This is a genomic window from Pedobacter ginsengisoli (assembly GCF_030244015.1).
In the GTDB taxonomy this organism is placed as follows: Bacteria; Bacteroidota; Bacteroidia; order Sphingobacteriales; family Sphingobacteriaceae; genus Pedobacter; species Pedobacter ginsengisoli.
The window spans coordinates 448,234-462,491 of the sequence record NZ_JASSYX010000001.1 but is presented as its reverse complement, the minus strand read 5'-3'; the positions used below and the strand labels follow the sequence as shown (position 1 = coordinate 462,491).

Sequence of the window (14,258 nt, the reverse complement as noted above, 5' to 3'; positions counted from 1 at the left end):
GCGGGCGGGTAAACGGATTTTTATACCATGGCCAGTAATTCCTTATTTGATCAAATGCAGATCCGCGGATATGTCCAGGGTTGGGCGAAGCTAACTATTGAGCGCTGGCAAAAAGAGCTCCGCAAAAAGAAAATCGGGGTAACTGATGAGCTTTATAATTCATTTAAGGATCAGGTGCAATCCCAGCAAGGGGAGCTGCTGGGTATCCTGTTTAAATTCCTGCAATATGGCAGGTTCCGGGATATGAATGTAGGCAGAGGATTGAAAGCTTACGAGCGTGGCACCAATAAACAAATGCGTACCGCTGCTAAAAGATACGGAGCTAATGTTAGCTATGTCAACCGTACCGAAAAACGCTGGCTGAACCGTCCGAAAATGGCTGAAATCTACAGGCTGAGAGAGCTGCTTGCAGATAAAATGAGCGAGACAGTTCTGAAAAATATTTCTGAAATCATCACCTCTCAAACCTAATCGAATACCAATGGCTAAAGGCAGAGTAGACACCGAGGCAGTAATCAACCTTGTTATCAATGGAAAACAAGCGTTAGCGTCGCAAAGGGAGCTAGAAGTCGCTCAGAGGCGGCTCAACGCTGAGTTCAAAAATATGAAGTCGACTGATCCGGGTTACGCTAAACAGAAAGCAGACCTGATATTACTCAATCGCGCCCTGGAAGAATATCGTAAAGAGATGAAGGGTATAAACACGGAGGCGGATGATTTAAAAAGAAATTGGAGTGATGTTGTAGCGATTGCAGGTGGTAACCTTTTAGCCCAGGGGATTGAGACGGCGGTAAGCGCATTGTCAAACTTTGTTTCCGGAGCACAACAGGCATATTCTGAATCAGAACAAGGGCAGGCATCACTTCAAGCGACCCTCAAATCTACTGGCGGTATAGCAGGTAGAACTAAAGGGCAGCTGGACGAGCTGGCAGGATCGCTGATGAGGTTAACAGGAGTAGATGATGATGTCATCACAAAATCTGAGGGGTTACTGCTCACTTTCACCAATGTACGTGGGGAAATATTTGACCAGACGATTCCTGCAATAGTAGATATGACAGCAAAGCTCAATGATGGCAATGTTTCCATGGAAACTATACAGGCTACCACAATGCAAGTTGGAAAAGCGTTGAACGATCCGATAAAGGGCATGACTGCACTTCGCAAAGTGGGGGTTTCTTTTACCGAAGACCAGGTAAAAACCGTAAAAAGCCTAGTTGCCACAAATGATGTCGCGGGTGCTCAAAAACTTATTCTTAATGAACTAACAACCGAGTTTGGCGGAGTCGCAAAGGCCATGTCCGATACAGAATCCGGGGGCATGCAGAAAATGCAGACCCGGTTAGGCAATATTCAGGAAGCCCTGGGCGGGTTCATAGTAAAATCAAAAGCTTCTATGTCTCAGGTCTTCGCTCCGCTGGTTACCTGGTTAGAACGGGCTACTGCGACAAAGCTTTCAGATACGCTGGACAGAGACCGGGCATCACTTGCCGCCAACATGGTTCAGTTGCAAGCCAGTAATACGACTCATGAAACCAGGGTAAGTATTATCAAGACCTTAAAAGAGCAATACCCTGCCTATTTGGGACAGATCGACGCGGAAAAGGTCTCAAACGGAAAACTTCTGCCGGTGCTGAATGAAGTTAACAAAGCACTTGTTATGCGCATTGCTTTCCAGAAAAAAAACGAAGCTCTGACCAATTCTATTGAAGATGAGGCAGACGCATTTTTAAAAATGGATAAAGCGGGGACACAGTTGTCACAGACTATGGCTGTGATCATCGAGCGCGCCAGGGATAAAGGGCTGAACATAGTACTCCCGAAAGATATCACTGACATTGAGCAGGCAGAGTTTCTGATAAACAGCTTAAACAAAGCCAAAAAAGATGGAACTGGCCTCAACATCAAACAATCGGTGCAAGATATTGGAATTGCGCAGACCAATCTGATGCAACTTAAGCGGGCCTACGCGGAAGCGGGTGAAGAACGCAATAAACTTTTAAATGCACAAACGAGTTTTGCCAGTAAATACAAGCTCAATTCTAAAGGCGAAACCGAGAAAATGGCGCAAAATAATATAGCGCCCGTAGTGATCCCTGCCAACGCTTCCGGATACAAAGATCCGGCATCAGAAAAAGCAAAGCAGGCAGCGCAGAAACTTGCAGAAGAGATCGAGGCCATTTCGGAAGAAATATACCAGAATTCCCTCGAAAAGAATGACAAGGAAATCGAGGCGGTCAGGGTTAAATATCAAAAACTAGAAGAACAGGCAAAAGGAAACAAAGCCGCCCTCACAGAGATTGCAAATCTTGAAGGTCAGGAAATGCTGCAGCTCTATGCAAAGTTCGAGAAAGAGAATTTAGATGCAGCAAAGAAAGCCGGTGAGGAACTTGCCAAAACAAAGGCTGACTCGGCAGAAAAAGCGAAAAATAAGGCTGATGCTGTTGCCAGAATTGGTGAATCAGGTTTAACCGGGGCAAAATTAGAGCTGTACCAGGCTGATCAACACTATAAGGACCTGCTGGCGCTAGCAGATAAATTTGGGCTCGATGCTACTGATATCCGAAAAAAATGGGCCGCGGCCCGTTCCGCTATCCTTGATGAAGAAGTAAAAAAAGAAAAGGAAAAAGAGGCCGAAAAACACAAAGAAATTAAGGATACCGCCATAGGTAGTGCGCAAGATGTTGCTACAGCTGTTTTTGATATTGCAGCGAATAACAGAAGGGCGGAAAGCGATGCAAACCTGAGTAAAATTGATGAGGAACGTCAAAAAGAACTCAGCAATAAAAATCTTACCGAAGAGCAGAAAGAGAAGATCAATAAAAAATACGATGCTAAGGTACGGGCAGAAAAGTTACGCGCATGGAAAGCGGATCAAAAGGCTGCAATCACACAGGCCATCATTAGCGGGGCACTCGCTGTGGTAAAGGCGCTGCCGAATTTATTCCTTGCCGGTGCTGCCGGTATTGCCGCTGCTGCCCAAATCGCTGTTATTGCGACCACCAAACCCCCTGAGTTTGCCGGAGGTGTTAGAAACTTTGAAGGAGGCCCGGCGGTCATTGGAGAAGCGGGCATGGAGCTGGTTGAAGAAGAAGGGCGTTGGTGGCTCACAAAAAAACCGCAATTGACTAATCTTTCCCCTGGTACAGATGTTTACAATGCGGGCGATACTTCCGACATTTTAAGCAGGACCTTGGGTGAGCAGCTGTACCCTCCTGTTCAATATTCCGTTGCAAATGAAGCTGCAAGGGAAGCGGAATTGTCATACCGATCCGGCTATTCTGGCGGTAGCTCTTCATCCATATCGCCAGCGCCGGTGCAACCGAATCCGGCGCCAATCGTAAACCTGAATAATTCGGCTGTCGAGAAAAAACTGGACCAGGTTATTGACGCCATCAGTAAGGGTTTAATCTTCAATTATTCCAAATTCGAAGATTTCAAGGCGGAAGTAGATGCTACTAGGGAAGATCAAAGTGCATAACCTTTACTAAGATTTAATTTATTTGTCTTTTATTTATAACTTAACACTATAAAATTAAAAGATGAAGAAATTAATCCTATTGGTTGTTGTCGTGTTGAGCCTTTTTTTATCCTGTAAAAAGGAAGAAGCAACTTATAAATTGAACGCAACAGAAGTCAGCCTAACCATCAGAGAAACTTTTCAGTTTATCATTACTAAGGGAAAAACCCAATACAATATCTCTGAATTCGAAGTAAATAGCTCCAATATCCCTATTGGTAGGATGAGTGCATCAGGGCTATTCACAGCGGAAAATCGCGGCAAAACAACCTTGACCGTAGAAACTGAAACTTCGACTTTGAGGTGTGAGATAACTGTAAAATAACCGCACAAAAATTAATATGACGGATATTGCTGGATATTCAATAAACGGCGTTGGATAATGTAAGTCGCTGCTCGGAAACCATTTACACCAAAAAACACAGAAATTATCCAGCTATCCAATAAAAAATATACTATCTGACAAGTCTTAAAAATCCGGAGTTTTTCAGAAATGAATCATTCATAATGTCAATCCCGGTTCGCTTGTCCTGTTCATTTACGTGAACATAAATCATTGTTGTGGTGATTTTAGAATGTCCCATTATCTTTTGAAGTGTTACTACGTCCTTTGTTTGCTTATAATAATGAGTGCCAAAGGTATGCCTGGATACGTGAAAGGTTAGGTTTTTTTTAATATTTACGCAATCTAAAGCGGCTATATCCTTTAGACTGCGGTTCATTTCCTGATCTGTAGGGAGGCTAAAAAACTTACCTATTTTTCGTTCAATGAATTTTTTAGCGATAGCGGATAGCGGTATAGTTACCTCTCTTTTAAATCTCCGGTTCTTATAGGGAATAAATTGCAATTCATTATTTAAAGTTACCCATCCCCATTCTGCGAGTTGTACATCGGATATTCGGAGCGAAGTAAAGCAAGAAAATAAGAAAGCCCGCAAGACATTCTGTCTCTGTTCATCAAGACGGCCAGAATTATAAAGAGAAAGCAATTTGTTTATTTCTTCTTCCTCCAAATAAGTGATTGAAGGTAATGGCGGTGTATTTACAAAATTTTCAAAGTCCGGGTTTACAGTCATCCCGTCAGCAATAGCGAGATGAAGGTAAGTTTTTACGTCCTTTATCCTACCCCAAACCGTACCTGCATCATTTTTATATATTTGGATGAGTCTTGCTTTGAATTGCTGCAAAAACTTTCTGTCCGTGATATAAAGTGGTATGATTGTCCGAAATTTTTTTAATCTCCGTAAGGTGCCGATGTGTGCTGTTTTGGTCTTAAACCCGATTTCCTTATACTTATACCTCTCCATAATCTTCTTTTCCATATAGGGGATGAAATCGCGCCTGCACTCAATATTTTGTAAATCCTCAAGGAATAACTCCATGGTCAGCACTCTGTCCTGAATGCGGTAAATTTTAAAAATTTCGTTAACCTTACTCAGTTCCGTATCAATAATTAGCTGGTAGTCATTATAATCAGGGTCATTTCTCTTTCTCGGTTCTATAATGCCTTTTTTATTGTCAACCAGGGAAGCGGGCCACTTAAGGTTTAAAGGCAAATGTTTTACAACCCGGTTGATGATCACCACTAAATACAGGGATGCAGTGCCATCTAACTGGATTCTGGACTTATTGCAAATGAGTTTTACGGAATAGCTTACCATAAAGTTTTTTGATTTAAGAAAAACTCGGCAGTGGCTGATTGGCAGCATAGATATGCGAATTTTTCGTGTTTAAACGAGGTTGAAACGAAACACCAAAAAATACCAATTAATTTGAGATAAAAACAGCCTTATCCATAAGGTTAAGGCTGTTTTAATTTTTAACCTCTGTGTGTGTCAGAGGGGTCGTACCCAGCGCCGGAGTCGAACCGGCACGGTTTCCCACAGGTGTTTGAGACCAGCGCGTCTACCAATTCCGCCAGCTGGGCATTTGCTTTATCAGCGGGATGCAAATGTATCAATTGCATCCATAATTATCAAGATTTATTTGAATTATCTTCTTTAAGCTTTTTATCCACCCAAAACGGTGCAAAAGGCACCAGAGAAGCCAGCCCAAATAGCGCTGTCTTTTTAAAGGCCCATTTATATTCCATCCAGGCCATGATCAGCAGGACAATATACAGCATAAATAAAATACCATGTGCCCAGCCGGTATATTTTACAGCTTCAGGAATACCGGCCCAATATTTCAGTGGCATGGCTACAAAAACAAGTAAAATATAAGAAACCCCCTCTGCAACAGCAATTTTTCTAAAAGTAGTTGATGTATCCATATGTACAATTGATTCAGCCGCTAAAATACACTAAACACCTTTACAAAACAGAACAATTTGGCTTTTTTACAATCACATAACGCATTGAGTAAGTCGATTGTGTCAATGCGGCAAACGATCCTTACACACACCATAAACATACGTTCCGGCCAATGAACCAATAATCACGATGACCATGACCAGGTACCCTTGCCCGAGTAAGACAAATATAGGCCCGGGGCAAGCACCCGTGAGCACCCAGCCAAAACCAAATATGATCCCCCCAAACAAATACTTTCGCCAGCCTTTTTCTTTCGCAGTGAAAACAATTGGGGAGCCGCCGATCGTCTTTGCGCCAAATCTTTTAACCAGGGCAATCGCAACAATACCTGTGATCACCGCAGTACCAATGATCCCAAACATCTGAAAAGACTGAAACCTGAACATTTCCTGGATCCTGTACCAGGAGATTGCTTCAGATTTGCTCATTACTATACCGAATATGATCCCGGTGAATATATATTTAAAAGTCTTCAGCATGATCAGGTAAATAAAAGTGGGAAGATAAGATGCGTCATGACCAGTCCGCCTATAAAAAATCCAATCACCGCAATCAGAGAAGGCAATTGCAGGTTTGACAAACCACTGATCGCATGACCAGAAGTGCAGCCTCCGGCATACCGGGTACCAAAACCTACCAGAAAACCACCGCCCAGAAATATAAAGAGCCCTTTCAGGGTAAATACATATTCCCAGTTGAACAGCTGCAAAGGAACGGTTTGTCCGTCAAAAGCGATTCCGAGCTTTCCAAGATCGTTAACAGTAGCCTCCGAAAGTGTCAATGGCGCCCCGGAACCAAGCCAATGGGAAGAGATGAACCCACCGGCCACAGCGCCAACCAGAAACATCAGGTTCCAGCGCTGGGCTTTCCAGTCAAAGTCAAAAAACCTGACACGCTTACCTGCACCCATCATGCTGCAGATCGTACGCAGGTTAGAAGAAAACCCAAAAGACTTACCAAAGAAAATCAGTACCAGCATTATTGCGCTGATGGCGAGTCCTGATACATACCAGGGCCAGGGTTGTTTTAGAACCTCGATCATATCCTACTCATTACGGGCCGCAGCCCTATTTAGATGCAGCTTTTATACTGTCTTTTATTCTAAGTAAATACTTATTGCGATAATAAAGATCCTTTACCGCAGCCAGTGATTTAATTTGCTCCGCCTCAGATTTCACATCAAAATCTGAAGTTAAAGCAATAATTTCATCTGAGATCGCCTTTTCTATCCCTGCCACCTCATTCTTTAAAGCTGCCAGTTTTTCTGCATCGGGATCAAACTGCATATCCATCAGCACTTCGTTCACCTCCATCATCTCCATCAAAAAGCTTTGGGGCAAAACATAGTTCTCCCCCTCTGTCAGGACCTCTTTTAATTCAAGGATATAATGCAGCCGCCTCTGCGGATCAGAAAGCACCTGGTAAGCCTTGTTGTTGACCGTGCTCATCTCCAGTACCTCAGCCTGTTTTTCGTCACTTTCATTGATGAAAAAATCAGGATGGTACCGTTTACTGAACTCGTAAAATTTCTTTTTTACAAGTACCTGATCAGGATTGAAGCTGACCGGTAAACCATAAAACTCGAAATAATCAGTCATCTGAGGCCACTAATGCATTACCGCCTTGAAAATGTCGTTGCCCAGCACGAAGACCATCAGCGACAGCAGCAATACAAATCCGACGATCTGTGCACGCTCCATAAATTTGTCGCCCATCGGCTTGCCTTTGATCATCTCGATAATGAGAAAAACAACATGCCCGCCATCAAGAGCCGGAATAGGCAGCAAATTCATAAACGCAAGCGCAATGGATATAAAACCCGTAGATGCCCAGAATCTCTCCCAGATCCACACACCCCCGTAAACTTTACGTGCAATCTCCACCGGACCGGAAAACGCCTTATTGGCCTTAATTTTACCTGTCAGCACCTTCCAGATTCCTTTGCCATTGTCGCTAAATACCTTCCAGGCCTGGTTTACCCCAACAGGAAAAGATTCAAAAAACCCAAAGTGGATGGTTTCTTCCTTTAGCTCATTCGGTCTGAAAGCTACACCGATCGTTCCAGCAGTATCCACAGGAATGTTAAGTGCCAAATGTTCCATTCCGCGGTTTACATCTATATTTACTGTCTTTCCCTTATATTTTGGAATCAGGTCACGTACATCAGCATCAAATTTAACAGGTATTCCGTCAATCGCCGTCACCAGGTCACCAGCCCTCAGTCCAGCCTTAAAAGCTGCCCTTCCCGGTGCCACACTGTCTATTGTAGATGTCTCCAACGGCATTCTGCTGATAAACTCTTCAATACCCAGGTCAGAAACTTTGTTTAGTATATTATCCGGAACTTTGATGTCCAAAGCCTTACCCTCACGCATAACGGTCAGCGTTGTATTGCCCAGCAAAACTTTAGAGCTGATCAGTTCATCAAACTGGATCACTTTTTTACCGTTCACCGCAACAACCTTATCTCCTTTCTTCAGGCCTATTTCCTTGCCTATGATACCAGGGTTGATCCCCTGTACCGAACTGTTCGGGATAAAAGTCTCACCATATTTAAAGGTAAGCATCCAAAAAATGAATATCCCGACCACAATATTTACAATTACACCACCCAGCATTACGATCAGACGCTGCCAGGCTGGTTTAGACCTGAACTCCCAGGGCTGTGCCGGCTGTGCCATTTGTTCAGTATCCATGGACTCATCGATCATCCCGGCGATTTTTACATAACCCCCAAGCGGCAGCCAGCCTATACCATATTCACAATCTCCTCTTTTAAAACTAAACAGCTTAACGCCCCATGCATCAAAGAACAGATAAAACTTCTCTACTTTAATACCAAAGGCACGCGCTGCCAAAAAATGCCCCAACTCATGTAAAATTACCAGTATCGATAATCCCAGAAGTAACTGGGCCGCCATAATCAGTCCGCTCATATATAGATTTTAATATTTTATATTTTGATTAAGATAAACTTGTTTTGTTACCAGCTCGCCGGCAAATATACGTGTATGCCTGTCCGTTTCTAAATAATTATTAAGGTTCGCCTCTGCGATGAACTCCAGCTCTTCCATACACTGCTGGATCACATCGCTCATCTGCAAAAACCCGATCTTCTCATTCAGAAAGGCATCGACGACCACCTCATTTGCCGCATTGATAATGCAAGGCATATTTCCGCCCATGCGCAATGCCTTAAACGCCAGGTCCAGATTTCTAAACGACTCTCTGTCTGCCTGCGAAAAAGTAAGTTCCGGATAGTCAATGAAACTAAAACGTTTGAAATTACTTAATATTCTGTTTGGATAAGCCAGGGCATAATGAATGGGCAGCTTCATATCCGGCAGGCCCATTTGGGCCTTCATAGAGCCGTCATTAAACTGCACAATAGAGTGAATGATTGACTGCGGATGTACCACCACATCGATCTGGTCCGGATCCAGGCCAAAAAGCCATTTGGCTTCTATTACCTCCAGGCCCTTATTCATCAGCGAAGCCGAATCTATCGTAATCTTGGGGCCCATGTTCCAGTTTGGATGTTTCAGCGCCGCAGCACGGCCTACACCAGCCAAAAAGGCACGGTCCTTACCCCTGAACGGCCCGCCGGAAGCAGTCAGATAGATTTTTTCTATCGGATTGTTTTCCTCTCCGGCCAAACACTGGAATATCGCAGAATGTTCAGAGTCCACTGGAATGATCCTGACCCCATGTTCCTTCGCAAGGGAGGTGATCAGGTCACCGGCCACCACCAGCGTTTCTTTATTGGCAAGTGCAATGTCCTTACCCGCCTCGATAGCGGCTATTGTAGGTCTCAACCCCACAGAACCCATTAAAGCAGTAAGTACAAGGTCAGCTTCATCGATACCTGCTGCTTCGCACAAGGCATCTTCTCCGGCTAAAACCTTTATAGCCAAACCAGATAAAGCTGATTTCACTTCAGCATACCTGGTCTCATCACAGATCACTACCGTACCTGGTTTAAAGCGAAGCGCCTGTTCGATCAGTAAAGTAGCATTTGACTGTGCACTGAGTGCAGTAACCCGGTACAAAGCAGGGTTCGCAGCCACAACCTGCAAAGCCTGCGTCCCTACGGAACCGGTTGATCCTAATATTGATATATGTTTCAATCTGTAAAACTACTTAATTCGTCTGCAATCTTTCTGTCATTTGATAACCTTGGCACCTTATTTTGCCCGCCAAGCTTTCCCAGGCTACGCATATAGCTCACAAAAGCGTCCTTTTTCAGCGAACGAATGATCAGAGGCTGCAATATTTTCCCTTCTATGAGGTCAAAATAGTAAATATTCTTTTGCTGCAAGGCATTATCCACTTTTTTACTAAAAGCCTTCAAATCTGCCGGCGGATTCGAAAACTCTACAAACCACTCATGATAAGGGAGTTCGCCTTGCGGAGTGGCCACTTGCGGCGCAACGGTAAATTCTGTGATCCCGACACCCTCCTCATTGGCCACAGTCAGCAGCGCGTGCTCTACTTCCTCGCCGATCACATGCTCTCCAAATGCCGATATAAAATGTTTGATCCTTCCGGTCACCAGGATCTTATATGGATTCTTAGACACAAACTTCACGGTGTCCCCTATGCTGTAGCCCCACAGACCAGCATTGGTATTCAGGATCAGGGCGTAGTTCCTGTCCAGTTCGACATCTGCCAGACTTATCCGCTGGGGATTCTCCTTATAAAAATCTTCCGCAGGAATAAACTCGTAGAACATCCCCGCTTTAACCAGCAGCAGCAAGCTTTTTTCGGTCTGTGTATCCTGATAAGCAATGAAGCCTTCGGATGCAGGATAAGTTTCAATGGTAGCTATCTTTTTGCCGATGCTGGCCTCTATTTTTGCACGGTAAGGTTCATAATTGACCCCGCCGTAAACAAACAGGTTAAAGTTTTTAAAAATATCTTTGATCTTTTTACCACCCGATTTCCCGGAAAGCTTATCAAAATACATCTGCACCCAGGGCGGTATCCCGGAGATCAGCGTCATGTCTTCATGAAAGGTTTCCTCTACGATTGCATCCACCTTTTCCTCCCAGTCTTCAATGCAATTGGTCTCATAAGATGGCAGGCGGTTTTTTTGCAGATATCCCGGGACCAGGTGCGCGACAATGCCAGACAACCTTCCCACGTTAATCCCGTTCTTTTTCTTCAATACAGGACTGCCCTGCAAAAAAATCATCTTTCCGTTCACAAACTCAGCATGACCAGTCTCATGGATATAGGTAAGCAAGGCATTCCTTGCCGCTTTCACATGCTCAGGCATAGACGCTTTCGAGATCGGGATGTATTTGACACCAGAGGTAGTCCCGGAAGTTTTGGCAAAATACTGCGGCTTACCTTTCCACATCACATCAGGTTCTCCATCTACTACCCGGTCTATATAGGGTCTCAAAGCCTCGTAATCTCTAACCGGGACACGCTTTTTAAAATCTTCATAATTACGGATGCCCGCAAAATCATGATCCCTGCCAAAAACTGTATTCTTTGCTCCGGCAACAAGTCCGGCAAGGGTTTCCTCCTGTGCTGCTACTGCATTTATTTTCCACTTGTTGATGCCCCGGACTACCAAGGCAGCAAATGGCTTGCTCAATGCTGCTTTTAAACCCATGATTCCGTTTTTAAACTATATTGTGTATAATATCAGGTTCATCCTCCCCCTTGTATTCGCTCATCATCTTACGGTAAGCAATCGTAAGCGCCACACTGGATAAAGGAATGATGATAAAGGAGCTCAGGACATTTGTAAAGAAAGCCACTATCGGCCACTGTATGAACCCGAAGAAAAGGTATAGCATCTGAAAACTGCCCAGAACCAGCAGCAACATAAATATCTTGGTAAAATTCCCTTTGGTTGTTGCCAGGCTGTACTTTATAGAAGCAAAAGGCCCCAGGTTCCTGTCAATGATGAAGAAAGGAAAAAACGAAATCCTTACCCAGGTAATAAATATCGCCACCAGGCCCACAGGAACCGCAATATTGGTTACTTTATTGATATTGATCCCCGGCAAATATACGAAAGGAAGCCCGACCACAATCACCACCAGATAAACCCCGAAAATGCAAAGCGAAAAATATACCGTAGCAACCAGGAAACGGATGATCTGCTGCCTTGTAGGTATGGTACTCACAATGCTCACATCATGTTCCTCATCATCCAGCAAATGAAATACATACTTGAACAGCGCCAGATTGATGGTAAAATAAAAAAAGATAAACACTACAGCCATCAGTATATTCAGTCCTTTGCTCACGTCCTTTAAAAAGAAGGTCATCAAAAATGAAGCATTAGAAGTAATGAACATCAGAAAGCAAAGCGTGGCAATCGACAAATAATGCCTCTTTGTCACCGTCCAGGCCTTGCTAAGCACCTCATTTACAGCAAAAGTACTCTCCTTTAAAAAATCTATCATTGTTGTTTAAATACTACTCTTTTAATAAAATCCTGCATAAAACCCAGCCCATAGGCCGTCAGTTGTATAAAGGCAGCAATTATGCTCAAAAATGCAACTTTTAATGACTTATTGACCTGCCAGGAATGAAAAAATATCAACATAAAGTATACCAGTATCAAAAAGTTACACACAAATGCCAAAGGCCAGTAAAATATGTTGATCAGAATTGCCATTATCAGGCCACAGGTAAATACCGCAGGAAAGAAATGGATCAATTTCAGTTCCGACGGGAAATGTTTATAAACATTGATCCGTGCCCTGCCAAAGAAATGCAGTTGCTTATAAAACTGCAGAAAGCTGGTCCTTCGCTTGTGGTATACCTTAGCATTGGGGATCAGCCCGATCTTAAAACCAGCCTCATGAATCCTGATGCTATACTCAATATCCTCGCCCAACCTTGTCAGGATAAACCCGCCAACCTCTTCCCACACTTCCCGGGACAGGCCCATATTGAAACTCCGCGGATGAAACTGTCCGATATGCTTTTTATTGCCTCTGATCCCCCCGGTAGTAAAAGGTGAAGTCATCGCATAACTGATCGCTTTTTGTACCGGTGTAAAACTGTCATGCGCCGCATCCGGACCGCCAAAGGCATCCAGTTTATGCTCATACAGATAATCACTTACGATCTCCAGGTAATTCGCCGGAATGAGGCAATCCGAATCAAAGATCACAAAATAATCTCCATTAGCCTTTTCAAAACCGAAATTACGGCTGAAACCCTGACCAGAATTTGGTTTTACAAAATATTTCAGGTCCAGCAGGTTGACATACTTGTCTACAATATGTTTCGCGTCATTTGAAGAGCCATCCTCTATCACCAGTACTTCAAACTGCAGATAAGTCTGTTTGGTCAGTGTATAAAGCAGTTCGTCTATCTCCTGCGGACGGTTATATAGGGGAATAATGATCGAGAAAAACATCGCTTAACTGATCTCCTTTTCTATCAGGTAATGGTTACGTTCAGGAGCGCTTCTGGATACCAGTTCCGCAACAAAACCCGTCAAAAACAACTGGGAACCCAAAATAATAGCTACCAATGCAATATAAAATAAGGGCTGGTCAGTCACGTCCCGCTTCAATGGAATGCCATTTGAAATGTGGTAAAGCTTATCCCCGATCAGCCACAGCGCCATAAAAGTACCGATCAGAAAACTCAGCACGCCCATTGTCCCGAAAAAATGCATCGGGCGCTTGCCAAACTTGCCCACAAAAAAGATAGACAACAGATCGAGCAGCCCATTGATAAAGCGGCTCATTCCAAACTTGGTCACCCCATACTTGCGGGAACGGTGCTCTACCACCTGCTCACCAATCTTGGTGAAGCCCGCCCATTTGGCAATCACCGGGATATAGCGGTGCATCTCCCCATATACCTCAATATTTTTCACCACTTCCTTACGGTAAGCCTTCAGTCCGCAGTTAAAATCATGCAGGTTATGGATGCCAGACATCCTGCGGGTCGCCGCATTGTATATTTTAGTAGGAATGGTCTTACTCAGCGGATCATACCGCTTTTTCTTCCATCCCGATATCAGGTCAAATTTTTCTTCCTTTATCCTTCTGTACAGTTCAGGGATCTCATCAGGGCTGTCCTGCAAATCGGCATCCATGGTGATCACTACATCGCCCTGTGCCGCTTCAAAAGCAACATTCAACCCTGCAGACTTTCCGTAGTTTCTCCTGAATTTGATGGCCCTCACCGCCGGATACTGAGTTTTGAGGTCCTCTATCACCGCCCATGAATTGTCAGTACTTCCATCGTCCACAAAAACCACCTCATAAGTAAACTTATGTTCCTGCATCACCTTAGCGATCCAGGCCGTCAGTTCCGGTAACGATTCATCTTCATTATATAAAGGAATTACAACAGAAATATCCATGTGCACTTTAGCAGCTTTTGTCAATGTGCAAACTTAGATAAACTTAAGTAAGTATCCATGCACACACTCAATATTA

At 43.8% G+C, this 14,258-nt stretch carries 14 protein-coding genes and 1 tRNA gene; 3 read left to right on the top strand and 12 right to left on the bottom strand.

The window, feature by feature from the left end; all coding sequences use genetic code 11:
• Positions 1-27: 27 nt before the first annotated feature.
• From QEP08_RS01935 to QEP08_RS01925, 3 genes are all read left to right on the top strand, one after another.
• Positions 28-471, top strand: a complete 444-nt coding sequence (locus tag QEP08_RS01935; RefSeq protein WP_285055120.1) for a hypothetical protein — start codon at positions 28-30, stop codon at positions 469-471.
• A 10-nt stretch (positions 472-481) separates the two neighbouring features.
• The gene (locus tag QEP08_RS01930; RefSeq protein WP_285055118.1) at positions 482-3,481 is read left to right on the top strand and encodes a hypothetical protein; all 3,000 of its coding nucleotides are present in this window, start codon (positions 482-484) and stop codon (positions 3,479-3,481) included.
• 61 nt (positions 3,482-3,542) lie between these two features.
• Positions 3,543-3,845 carry a hypothetical protein gene (locus tag QEP08_RS01925; protein ID WP_285055116.1) on the top strand — a complete coding sequence of 101 codons (303 nt, stop codon included), beginning with the start codon at positions 3,543-3,545 and terminating at the stop codon, positions 3,843-3,845.
• 130 nt (positions 3,846-3,975) lie between these two features.
• On the opposite strand, the gene QEP08_RS01920 is transcribed toward QEP08_RS01925, so the two are convergent.
• The 12 genes from QEP08_RS01920 to QEP08_RS01865 form a co-directional block, all read right to left on the bottom strand.
• Positions 3,976-5,181, bottom strand: a complete 1,206-nt coding sequence (locus QEP08_RS01920; RefSeq protein WP_285055114.1) for a site-specific integrase — start codon at positions 5,179-5,181, stop codon at positions 3,976-3,978.
• Positions 5,182-5,367: 186 nt separating this feature from the next.
• Positions 5,368-5,447 (bottom strand) — tRNA-Leu (locus tag QEP08_RS01915).
• Between the two features lie 48 nt (positions 5,448-5,495).
• Positions 5,496-5,792, bottom strand: a complete 297-nt coding sequence (locus QEP08_RS01910; protein WP_285055113.1) for a DUF3817 domain-containing protein — start codon at positions 5,790-5,792, stop codon at positions 5,496-5,498.
• A 102-nt stretch (positions 5,793-5,894) separates the two neighbouring features.
• The gene (locus QEP08_RS01905; RefSeq protein ID WP_285055112.1) at positions 5,895-6,311 is read right to left on the bottom strand and encodes a DUF6691 family protein; all 417 of its coding nucleotides are present in this window, start codon (positions 6,309-6,311) and stop codon (positions 5,895-5,897) included.
• A gap of 2 nt (positions 6,312-6,313) precedes the next feature.
• Positions 6,314-6,874, bottom strand: a complete 561-nt coding sequence (locus QEP08_RS01900) for a YeeE/YedE family protein (RefSeq protein ID WP_285055110.1) — start codon at positions 6,872-6,874, stop codon at positions 6,314-6,316.
• A gap of 25 nt (positions 6,875-6,899) precedes the next feature.
• The gene (gene hscB / locus QEP08_RS01895) at positions 6,900-7,430 is read right to left on the bottom strand and encodes a Fe-S protein assembly co-chaperone HscB (RefSeq protein ID WP_285055108.1); all 531 of its coding nucleotides are present in this window, start codon (positions 7,428-7,430) and stop codon (positions 6,900-6,902) included.
• 9 nt (positions 7,431-7,439) lie between these two features.
• Entirely contained in the window at positions 7,440-8,768 is a 1,329-nt protein-coding gene (rseP, locus tag QEP08_RS01890; RefSeq protein WP_285055106.1) for an RIP metalloprotease RseP, read from the bottom strand.
• Between the two features lie 9 nt (positions 8,769-8,777).
• On the bottom strand, positions 8,778-9,959 hold the full coding sequence (locus tag QEP08_RS01885; RefSeq protein WP_285055105.1) for a 1-deoxy-D-xylulose-5-phosphate reductoisomerase: 1,182 nt from the start codon (positions 9,957-9,959) through the stop codon (positions 8,778-8,780).
• Complete coding sequence (locus QEP08_RS01880) at positions 9,956-11,455, bottom strand: GH3 auxin-responsive promoter family protein (RefSeq protein WP_285055104.1); 1,500 nt, start codon at positions 11,453-11,455, stop codon at positions 9,956-9,958. The genes QEP08_RS01885 and QEP08_RS01880 overlap by 4 nt, the downstream gene beginning before the upstream one ends.
• A gap of 10 nt (positions 11,456-11,465) precedes the next feature.
• Positions 11,466-12,257, bottom strand: coding sequence for a hypothetical protein (locus tag QEP08_RS01875; RefSeq protein ID WP_285055102.1), 792 nt, complete (start codon positions 12,255-12,257; stop codon positions 11,466-11,468).
• A complete protein-coding gene (locus tag QEP08_RS01870) occupies positions 12,254-13,222 on the bottom strand; it encodes a glycosyltransferase family 2 protein (protein WP_285055100.1) in 969 nt (322 codons plus the stop codon). The genes QEP08_RS01875 and QEP08_RS01870 overlap by 4 nt, the downstream gene beginning before the upstream one ends.
• Positions 13,223-13,225: 3 nt before the next feature.
• Positions 13,226-14,182: a glycosyltransferase family 2 protein gene (locus QEP08_RS01865; RefSeq protein ID WP_285055098.1), complete on the bottom strand. Its 957-nt coding sequence runs from the start codon at positions 14,180-14,182 to the stop codon at positions 13,226-13,228.
• Positions 14,183-14,258: the final 76 nt, after the last annotated feature.